Here is a 2,397-nt window from a genome sequence, read left to right on the forward strand (position 1 = left end):
GGGTTATCGACAATGGCGCAACCGGCCTGAGCCCATTTCAGGACATTTCAGGCCAATTCAGCCGCAATTTCGGCGCTATCGGTCACAGTGTGAAACATGTGCTCCGATCTGGTGCCCCCCTCCACCCCCGCCGTTTTCCGCCTCTCGCTGTGGCGGCAGGGGGCGCACGTCGGATGGCTGGGCGAGAACAGCGCCGAGTGGGCGGTGGTGGTGCCCGACATCCGGCGTGCGCTGCTGCTGGAGCCGTGCCCGTACAACGGGTCGGTGTACTACCAGGTGAGCAACAGCCTGCGCTATCTCACCGTCAGCCCCGATGCCTGCATCGGCTTCTACAACTGGGCGAATGCCAGCGGCTTCACACGCGAGGGCCGGCACCTGGTGTCCGACGACACGGGGCAGAAGCTGGCGCAGCAATCCGCCACCAGCGAGGAGCTGTGCGCCTGGAACGGCTGCTGCGTGCTGGAGGTCGGCTTCGAGCCGGTGGGAACCGCCGTCGGTGTCGGCCTCAGTGCGAGGCTTCGGCCGCAAACAATGCGCTAGCCCGCTCGCGCGCCTTCGCCGGCACGCTGCCCGCGAGGGCGACGGCGGCGCTGCCGGACAGGGCGCGGGCGAACACCGCGCGCACGTCCTGCGCCGAGGCGGCCTGCAGGCGCGCGAGCCACTCGCGGCTGTCGCGCAGCTGGCCGAAGGTGAACACATCCTGCACCGCCGATTCGATGCGGCGCGACGGCTGGTCGAGCGCCCGCAGCGTGCGCACCGCGATCTGGTTGCGGGCGCGCTCCAGGCCGACGGCATCGCTGCCATCGGCATGGCGGCGCAGCAGCTGGGCGACGGCGTCGAGGAATTCGTCGGCCTGCGCCGGGGCGGTGGCGGCCTCGATGACGAACTGGCCGGCCGACGGCAGGATGTCGGCCGAGCACGACGCGAAGTAGGCGAGGCTGCGGCGCTCGCGGATCTCGTCGAGCAGCGGCGAGCTCATGCCCTCGCCGAGCAGCGCGGCGGCGAGCACGCTGTCGACGTGCGAGTCGTCGGCGAGCGCCGGCGCCGCGAAGCCGAGCACCGTGTGGCATTGCGCGCTGCCCGACATGCGGCGCAGCTTCAGGCCGCCGCGCCAGTCGGGTTGCGGCACCGCATTGGGTTCGCCCGCGGGCATCGCGGCGAACGCGGCGTCGACGGCGCGCACGAAGGGGTCGATGTCGACCGGCCCGGCCGCGGCGACGATCACGTTGGCGGCGGTGTACTGGCGCTGCACGTAGGACAGCAGGTCGTCGCGGCCGAAGCGCTTCAGGTTGGCGCGGTTGCCGATCACCGGCTGGCCGGCGGGGTGCATGCCGTAGCAGGCGCGGTCGAACAGCTGGAAGGCCATCGCGGCGGGGTCTTCCTCGAACTCGGTGAATTCGTGCTCGATGACCTGGCGCTCGCGCTCCAGCTCGTCGGCCGGGAAGGTGCTGTGCAGCACGATGTCGGCGAGCAGCGCGACGAAGGCCGGCAGGTCGTGCGGCAGGCCTTCGATGTGGAACGCGGTGTGGTCCTTGTCGGTGTGGGCGTTGACCTCGGCGCCGAGGCGTTCGGCATCGAGGTTGATGCGCTGGCAGTCGCGCGACTGCGTGCCCTTGAAGGCCATGTGCTCGACGACGTGGCTGATGCCGTTGAGCTGCCGCGATTCATGCAGGCTGCCGGTGCGGATGAAGATGCTCAGGCTGACGGTCTGGCGCCACGGCATCGGGATCGCGATGGCGCGCAGGCCGTTCGGGAGGGTGGCGAGCTGGGGGGTGGGGGCGGAGGGGTTCAAGGGCGGGGCCGGTGCGACAGGTCGAAAGTCCACATCATGCATGCATCGAGAAAGGCCGTTCAGCCTGAGATTGGCGCAGGCAAAGGCGCGGGTAGGCAGGCTGTGGCTCGCCGGCCGGTGCGCCGCCCTGATTGGCGCTCCACAGCCTGCCTACCCACGCCTTTGCCGAACCAGCCGCTTTGTGCACACCGTCCCCATGGCGCCGCGGAAGGCCACGTTCACGGGACCACCATGATCTGCCCGCCACGGATGGCCGTGGCGAGCGCCTGGTGGAGGGCGCCATCTGGACGGACCAGCGGCTTTCGCCAAGCCAGCTTGAAAGCATCTGCGGCCAAGCCGAAAACCACGAGGCAATCCTGGCCGTATTGCTGCGCGGAGCGGTAGACGATCCCGTCGAAACCGGTCGCAAGCGCATCCTTCGCGATGCCTTGCGTGGCTTCGAATCGGAGTGATTGGAGGACCGGCCACGAGGGCGCGTGAGGACGCAAGTCGAGCAGTTGCAGCGATCGGGTGGTTCGCAGGCACAGCAAGGCACGCGCGGAAACCATTTTCATCGACAACAAAACCGCCTCCCTGCGAACCAGCGACTCGTAGAGGGCCGTCTC

The 2,397-nt window shown here is 69.2% G+C and carries 3 protein-coding genes; 1 reads left to right on the forward strand and 2 read right to left on the reverse strand.

Translation table 11 applies throughout. The features are described 5' to 3' along the window. Positions 1 to 111: 111 nt before the first annotated feature. Positions 112 to 540 carry a hypothetical protein gene (locus AC1D01_RS30405; protein WP_477873070.1) on the forward strand — a complete coding sequence of 143 codons (429 nt, stop codon included), beginning with the start codon at positions 112 to 114 and terminating at the stop codon, positions 538 to 540. Here AC1D01_RS30405 and AC1D01_RS30410 read toward each other — a convergent pair. Further along, entirely contained in the window at positions 506 to 1,792 is a 1,287-nt protein-coding gene (locus AC1D01_RS30410; RefSeq protein ID WP_477873072.1) for a M16 family metallopeptidase, read from the reverse strand. The genes AC1D01_RS30405 and AC1D01_RS30410 overlap by 35 nt on opposite strands. Before the next feature lie 218 nt (positions 1,793 to 2,010). Continuing rightward, a partial coding sequence (locus AC1D01_RS30415; protein ID WP_477873074.1) for an RES family NAD+ phosphorylase occupies positions 2,011 to 2,397 on the reverse strand: 387 nt, incomplete at its 5' end.

Source organism: Rhizobacter sp. P3_B12 (assembly GCF_056402895.1).